Source organism: Oleiphilus sp. HI0061 (genome assembly GCF_001635675.1).
This window is the reverse complement of sequence record NZ_LWFE01001098.1, coordinates 1-7,232: the sequence shown is the minus strand read 5'-3', so window position 1 is coordinate 7,232 and position 7,232 is coordinate 1. Positions and strand designations below refer to the sequence as shown.

General features: G+C 44.8%; 6 protein-coding genes and 1 pseudogene. 2 read left to right on the top strand and 5 right to left on the bottom strand.

Features of this window, described 5'->3' with window-relative positions:
- The 4 genes and pseudogenes from A3735_RS32595 to A3735_RS15725 all read right to left on the bottom strand — a co-directional run.
- A partial coding sequence (locus tag A3735_RS32595; RefSeq protein WP_156499712.1) for a DUF3619 family protein occupies nucleotides 1–174 on the bottom strand: 174 nt, incomplete at its 3' end.
- Between the two features lie 21 nt (nucleotides 175–195).
- Nucleotides 196–714, bottom strand: a pseudogene (locus A3735_RS15735) (RNA polymerase sigma factor); the annotation flags it as partial.
- Nucleotides 715–794: 80 nt separating this feature from the next.
- The gene (locus tag A3735_RS15730) at nucleotides 795–2,615 is read right to left on the bottom strand and encodes a DUF4382 domain-containing protein (protein ID WP_068512391.1); all 1,821 of its coding nucleotides are present in this window, start codon (nucleotides 2,613–2,615) and stop codon (nucleotides 795–797) included.
- A 121-nt stretch (nucleotides 2,616–2,736) separates the two neighbouring features.
- The gene (locus A3735_RS15725) at nucleotides 2,737–3,534 is read right to left on the bottom strand and encodes an ABC transporter substrate-binding protein (RefSeq protein WP_068512000.1); all 798 of its coding nucleotides are present in this window, start codon (nucleotides 3,532–3,534) and stop codon (nucleotides 2,737–2,739) included.
- 249 nt (nucleotides 3,535–3,783) lie between these two features.
- Here A3735_RS15725 and A3735_RS15720 point away from each other — a divergent pair, with 249 nt between their 5' ends.
- Both A3735_RS15720 and A3735_RS32590 read left to right on the top strand, forming a co-directional pair.
- Nucleotides 3,784–3,996, top strand: coding sequence for a hypothetical protein (locus A3735_RS15720; protein WP_068553384.1), 213 nt, complete (start codon nucleotides 3,784–3,786; stop codon nucleotides 3,994–3,996).
- 136 nt (nucleotides 3,997–4,132) lie between these two features.
- Nucleotides 4,133–4,210, top strand: a complete 78-nt coding sequence (locus A3735_RS32590; RefSeq protein WP_156490383.1) for a type II toxin-antitoxin system ParD family antitoxin — start codon at nucleotides 4,133–4,135, stop codon at nucleotides 4,208–4,210.
- 10 nt (nucleotides 4,211–4,220) lie between these two features.
- Here the strand turns inward: A3735_RS32590 and A3735_RS15715 are convergent.
- On the bottom strand, nucleotides 4,221–7,232 hold a 3,012-nt coding region (locus tag A3735_RS15715), incomplete at its 5' end, for an error-prone DNA polymerase (RefSeq protein ID WP_068638250.1).

Sequence of the window (7,232 nt, the reverse complement as noted above, 5' to 3'; positions counted from 1 at the left end):
AAAGCTTGCTGCCACTGTGAATCCTACTAAGGGGTGCCTAAACCATGGCTTTGAATTTTGTGCCATAGCGTCTTGTCTTGCTTGATATAGGCTGCGCTGTACTTTAGGGGAAAGATTCCGGGTACTTTCGTCCAGCGCTTGCTTAGCTCGTTGTTGAATTTCTTTATCGTTCATTCTCTTGACCTGAACTCTGGTTTACTGCAATTGCGCTTTTGATGAGCGCAGCTTTTCCATAGCGCGAAAGTAATGGCTCTTCACACTATTTTCGTTGATCTTCATTACTTCTGCAGTCTCCCGAACCGATAAACCTTCCCACGTCCTGAGTAAGAAGCATTGCTGCTGCTTGACTGGAAGTTGTTCGATGACTTTAAGTAAATGTTCTCCTAGTTTTTCACTGTCCAATAAGTTCAGTGGGTCTGCGCTGAGGTCAGCCATTTCGACTTCGCTTTCGGCGTCACTTTCATCAATTCGCCAGAAGAATATTTTCTTTTTTAGCTGCTCCTTACGGTGCCAATCCAAAATGCTGTTTTCCAATATTCTGAAGAATAGGGGTCTCAAGTCAGCAAGCGGCTTGTTGCTATACTTGTTGACGAGCTTGATCATCGCTTCTTGTACGATATCTAGCGCATCAGCTTCGTTTCGCGTAGCAAATTGGGTCATACGGAATGCCCGTTGCTCGACTTCTTTCAAAAAGTGCTCTATTTCCTGCACAGTTTGCCCATTCTGTCTTTGCTTCCCGAAACAGTGATTTTAGTTTATTGGACTACACGAATGGTCGTGTAGTCCAATTCTTTCTATTCCTGATCTTGCTCTAGGTCCTGCGGTTCGCTTAAACGTAGCGTCACATAATTTACGTCTAGTGACTTAAGGCTGTCGGTATACTGCCCCGTTGCAGTTAACTGATGCACTGCAAGGCCATTTTGTAGATACTCACTTGCCGAGCCAATAAAGCTGTCAAAATCCGTAAACATATGGACGCCTTCACCGCGAATCAAAATACTGAAACGTCCTTCTTCAGCAGTACTAACAAGCTTTTCAGGAGAGAAGCTTAACTGGCTTGAGCCGGGGATACCTTTCAAGTGTAGCTTTGTTCTAGCATCTTCAAGTGATAATACGATTTCACTCGACTCAATTGTTAGCCCTGTCGTACTAGGCGACTGCCATAAAGCGAACATTCGGGCAGGGTGGGAGCTAAAGTCCGGGTTGATAATGCTTAAGGCGTCAAAGTCTGATGGTGATGAGCCGAAAGAACTGGGGTAACCGCGTACCTGCATCCACTCATCTTCTTCGATAGCGCTAATATCCAGTGTAGAGCTGTTGATTTCATACTGTTCAGGTGAAGCATCATTAGCCGCATCAAGGCCTGTGCCACTAAAGTCAAAAAGATCAATTGGTCGTTTGTTGATATGGCTAAGATCCAACTCCAAAGGAGATGCCTGCACCACTTCGCCCACAATGGCATTGAGCTTCATTCTGATATGGCCTTGACTACTATCGAATTCATTATTGTCAGCGTTAAATTCACCCAACGCTAGTATTCGTTGCCCTACCGATAAATTGGCGATGCTGGCATCACCTAAGCGATAACCTGTGACAACAGTATCTTCAGTAACCGCCAGTGTGACTTCTGTCTGAAAGTGAGCCGCCTGGTCGCCAGTCTCGACGACTGCACCTTGAATCGAAATGCTTGAGTCACTGCGTGCAGTGATGATGCCTTTCAATACATCTTGTTCAGCCCAAGGAACACTGTTACCGGCGAGTACCTGTGTTGCCAAGTAGCGTTGCTCACCTTCTTCTGAAGGGCCACCAAAAGCAATAAGAGGGGTCTCCTCAGCTTGTTCTGCTAGTAAGCTTAAGCCTTCTTCAGACGTGTACTCAACGCCATCAATCTCATACAGTGTATTGTCATCGACATGGAAGTCGAAATCGCCAAAGGTTCCGCGACGTAAGCGCATCGGAATTAGTTTCATGTCGATGGTATTAGTGGCCAGATCAACACTCTCGAGTAAACCCCTTAGTCGATGTTCCCTATCGATATCCAGCTCGGTACTGCCGACCATGAAAGGCTCTACAGTTACTAAGGGTGGCTCGAAAGACTCAATAGTATTTGAGGCAGCCAAGTCTAAATCAAGCGTCAATTGAGCGGTTTTGAAAGGGGATATATTGATGCTATTGCCTTCATTAAGATTTAGCTCCACATCAATTTGAGTAATCGCATTGCCATTGGCATCTTGTATGGCAGCTTCATAAGAAGCACCCTCTTCGTCTTGAATAACGATATCAGCCTCACTGTAATCCAGGCCCAATATAACACTTTGGTATTCGCCTGCGGGTACAGACAATACGGCAAAAAGCTCAGAAAGCTCCTGATATTGTACAAAGTCTATTTCACTCTGAAGCGGTAGCACTTCGACAAGTGAGCCATTAGCTTTTTTGAGTTGTATGGATTCCAATTCAATTCGATAGGTCAAAAAGTCTTCTTCAGCGTCGGTGACGGCGACTTGCAAGTCTCCCATTAGTGCGGTGTCATCCTGGTTACTTGAGTCGCCACAGCCAGCCACAAAAAGACTGGTTGAAAAGGCAAAGGTATAAGCCAGTAGCTTTGATTGATTCATTTCTAACTCCATTTGTTTGTCGGTTGTATTGCGTAAACGAATGAAGTTAGAAAAGGTTTACACGGAGGAAGAAAAATTAATAACTTTTTGCAGATACATGATTTAGGAATAGAAATACATGTTAATCCAACATGGCTTCTTGCACGAAAGTTTGTACGATTTTCTGATAAGTGCCATCTTCGCGTATGCGCCTAAGTGCTGAATTAAAGTGGTTTAGAAATGGGGTCATCTTAAGTACTTTAGGAATAATCAGGTAAGCATCATTGATCGAAAAGGCATTGGGCAAAGCGCTCACTTTATCTTCGATTCCCAAAATGCGTGTATAAGAATCGCCTGATATCTGATCTAGTATGACGCAGTCGATTCTTCCCAGGGCGAGCATTTTAAAATTATCGTGAGGGTCATTACGTACATTTGGAGTGAATAAACCATTTTCTCTGGCTGTATCGAATGCTTGGCCATAGGACCAGCCGCGATTAACGCCAACAACCTTTCCTTTCAGGTCTTCAATTGAATTGAATTCAAAAGGCTTATCTTTATTGATAAATAAAACCAGTTTTTCCTGGTACAGTGGTGCGGAGTAATCGTAGGTTTTTATGCGCTCATCACTTTTATACGCGCCGCCGACAGCGCCTTTGCCGCTTGCGCTATACAATAAAGCGCGCTTCCAGGGTAACGCTTTAATTTCAGTTTTGAGCCCGGCCTGTTTGATGGTTGCTTCTAGTAGTCTTGGATATAAACCGTCAGCTTCTGTTTTTTCAACTTGATACATATGAGGCGGGTAACTTTTGTCGACAAATATGATCAATTTGTCATCGCCTTGAGCGTTGGCATGTGAAAAGCAGATTAAGACCAATAGTGCGAGAGCAAAAAGTTTTTGAGCAAGTAGAGAGACTACCACAGTAAGCTTCTTCTCCATTTCTAGTTTGCGAGTAATTTATTACATAGCAAGAGACCTTCTGTAATACGACAGGCAACCTCAACCTATCCCTTAATATTAGTTGGTTTTTGAAGATAAGCCTCAATTTGCATAAAAAAGGCAGTCTTTTAACTATACGTATAAAGTGACAAAGTACCTATAGCTTAGGGGTAAGTTAAGTAATCCATTGTTTTATAGACGTAATTCTCTTATGGTTAAGAAAATTATTCTGGCTTAGGAAGGTTATGTATGAGTGAACTGTCTCAAGAAGTATTGCAGGAATTTTCGGACCAAGTTGCCGAAATTTGTGAAAACATGCAATTGGAGCCAGATCAGATGCTAGACGCGATTGGCAGCACCTTTATTGGAGCCGTGCTTAGTTTTGGCAAAACCGATTATCGGGTAGAAGTCTCTGGAGTTGCCTCTGCAATGGTAGAAACGATTTTTGAAGCTGGGGATTGAGAGTAGAGCTAACTACAAAGTTTGCTTATAAGACCTTATGAAAGAGTATCCGACGACTGAAGGATGCGTACTTGATTGCTTGGTTATGGGTGCTTAACCATTATTGGGTATTAAATGGTATACGAGAGGTGACAAAGTGCCGAAGAATACAAGCACAACTTTAGGTGACCACTTTGATGGCTTTATTGCACAGCAAATTGATGAAGGTAGATAAACCTCGCGTCTTAATGAAAATCTCTAGAACGACTCTGTAAGCCTGCTAATTGTTCCGTCATGTCTTCTAGCTTGCCCGCAATCACATGGGTGACTTCTCCTTCACGTTCCAGGATGCCTTTGATCTTGAGGATTTTTGCGCTCAAGTAAGCTTTTTTTTGTGCCCGCGCCGTGCCTGCCCAAATAACGACATTGATGTTTCCGGTGTCATCTTCCAAGGTCATAAAGGTTACACCTGAAGCGGTTCCTGGGGATTGTTTTCCTGTGACGACACCGGCTATATCAACAAAGGATTGATGTTTAATCTTTGCTAGCTGTGTTGATCGGGTAAATTTTCCTAAGCAACCTATACGGTCTAATAAGGTAATAGGGTGCTGCTCAAGGCTTAGTTGTAGCGAGGCGTAATCTTCAATCAGGTTGTCAAAGTTGCTCGGCCGGTATTGGTATTGTGCTTCCTCTTTTACTTGCAGCTTTGCATCTTGCTCAGGTAGTGCCAAGTTTTGAGGCGGATTCATAAGCGCCCAGCGCGCTGCGTAGCGGTTTTCTGCAAAACATTGTAAAGCATTGGCAGAAGCGAGGGCCTCAAGGTCCTTTTGGTTCAATGTCAGCTGATGAAGTGCCTGTGCATTTTGATAACCAGCATTCGGGCGTTTGCTGAGAATTTCCCTGGCGCCTTTTTCGCTGAGGTTCTTTATCTGCCGTAAGCCTAACCTCATGGCGTGGCTGTAATGACTAGTGCCTTTTTCAGGCAGTTTTTCTAAACGATGGTCATAATCTGACTGGTTAATACATACGGGGCGTACTTCAATGTTGTGGCGTACAGCGTCTTGTACGAGCTGTGAAACGCTATAGAAACCCATGGGTAGGCTGTTGAGTAAGGATGTGTAGAACTCAACTGGGTAGTAATGCTTTAACCATGCAGAAGCGTATGCGAGTACGGCAAATGAAGCTGAATGACTCTCAGGAAAACCGTACTCTCCAAAGCCGCAGATTTGTTCAAAAATCCGTTCTGCAAAGGCTTGCTCATAGCCCCTTTCCAGCATCCCCTCAATCAGTTTCGATCTAAATTGCATCAGCTTACCCGTCTTTTTCCAAGAGGCCATGGCGCGTCTGAGTTGATCAGCTTCGCCCCCGGTAAATCCGGCGGCGACCATAGCCAGCTTGATCACTTGCTCCTGAAAAATGGGTACTCCCAGCGTGCGGGATAAGACTTCCTTAACAGCTTCCGAAGGGTATTCGATGTTCTCTTCACCATTACGCCGCTTTAGGAAGGGGTGAACCATATCTCCCTGTATTGGCCCGGGTCTGACAATAGCGATCTGAATCACCAGGTCATAATAATTTTCTGGTTTTAAACGTGGCAGCATACTCATCTGTGCACGAGACTCGATCTGGAACACGCCAATAGTGTCGGCTCGCTGAATCATCTGATAAACCTTTGGGTCATCCTGCATACGGGTGATATCTGCGATGCTCAAGTCTCGTTGGTGGTATTGTTGAATAAGGGAAAATGTCTTACGGATAGCGCTGAGCATACCGAGCGCCAATACATCGACTTTCAGTAGTCCAAGGCTTTCGAGGTCATCTTTATCCCATTGAATGACGGTACGTGCCTCCATACTGGCATTTTCGACAGGTACGAGTTCGTATAGCGGTCCGGATGAAATGACAAAGCCACCAACATGTTGTGAAAGGTGACGAGGAAATCCCATAATTTCATTAACGAGATTAATAAACTGCTGGCCTTTACCTGTGTCTGGGTTGAGTCCTAATTCGATGATCTGTGACTGCCAAGTCAAGCTGTGGTCACGTCGATTAACGTTCTTAATAAAAAACTCAAGTTGTGTTTCGGCGATACCTAAGGCTTTACCAACATCCCTGACGGCGCTTTTAAAGCGATAAGTGATGACGCTTGCAGCTAAGGCTGCTCGTTCTCGGCCGTATTTCTGATAAATATACTGAATGACTTCTTCACGGCGTTCGTGTTCGAAATCGACGTCGATATCAGGCGGCTCATTGCGCTCCTTACTGATAAAGCGCTCAAACAATACAGATATCTGGCGAGGGTCGACAGAGGTGATTTCCAGGCAATAACACACTACCGAGTTGGCTGCAGAGCCTCTTCCTTGATAAAGAATTCCTCTTTGTTTGGCGAACATTACAATGTCGTGGATCGTTAGGAAGAAGTAGGCATAGTCCAGCTCTGCAATTAGATTCAGCTCTTTGTCTATGGTTGACTGAATATGATCAGGAATACCTTGAGGGAAACGAAACCTCACGCCTTGTGTGACTAAAGTACGCAGGTAAGAGATGGGTGTTTCATTGTTCGGGACTAGCTCGCTAGGGTATTCGTAACGAAGTTCATTAAGCTTGAATTGGCATTGTTGGGCGATAACAAGAGTTTCGTGTAAATACTCCTCGCGAAACAGTTTGCTTATTTTCTGTCTGGACCTTAAACAACGCTCGGTATTGTTAAGTAGCTGCTTGCCAGACTGAGCAATGGTACGGCCTTTTCTGATGGCTGTCAGAGCGTGCTGTAGCGGTAGGCGTGTTGCGGTATGCATTAATACACCACCGCAGGCGGTGATGGCTAAGTCCCAACTTTCGGCCAAACGCTGGCAGTGCTGGATATATTGTTTATCGTTGTATTTCAGGTGGCGCTGTAAGCCAAGCCAAAGTCTGTTGGCGTGATGCTTCTTCAGCCATTTGGCTTGGGAATGGTCATGCGCCTTACCGCTGGGTAACCAGATAAGCAGGCAATGCTGAATGCTCATGATATCCCAGTCTGTTAATTGGTATTCACCTTTCTTGGCTCGACGTCTAGCATTCGTAATTAAGCGACATAGCTCGGCATAAGCTTGTCGATGGGGGCAGAGTAGTATCAATTCTAGATGTTTGCCGAGGCGGAAGAGGCTGCCGACAATCAGCTTTATTGGTAGCTGATGCTCTTTTATCGCCGTATGTGCTTTGACTACACCGGCGACTGAACATTCATCGGTAATAGCGAGTGCTTGATAGCCTAA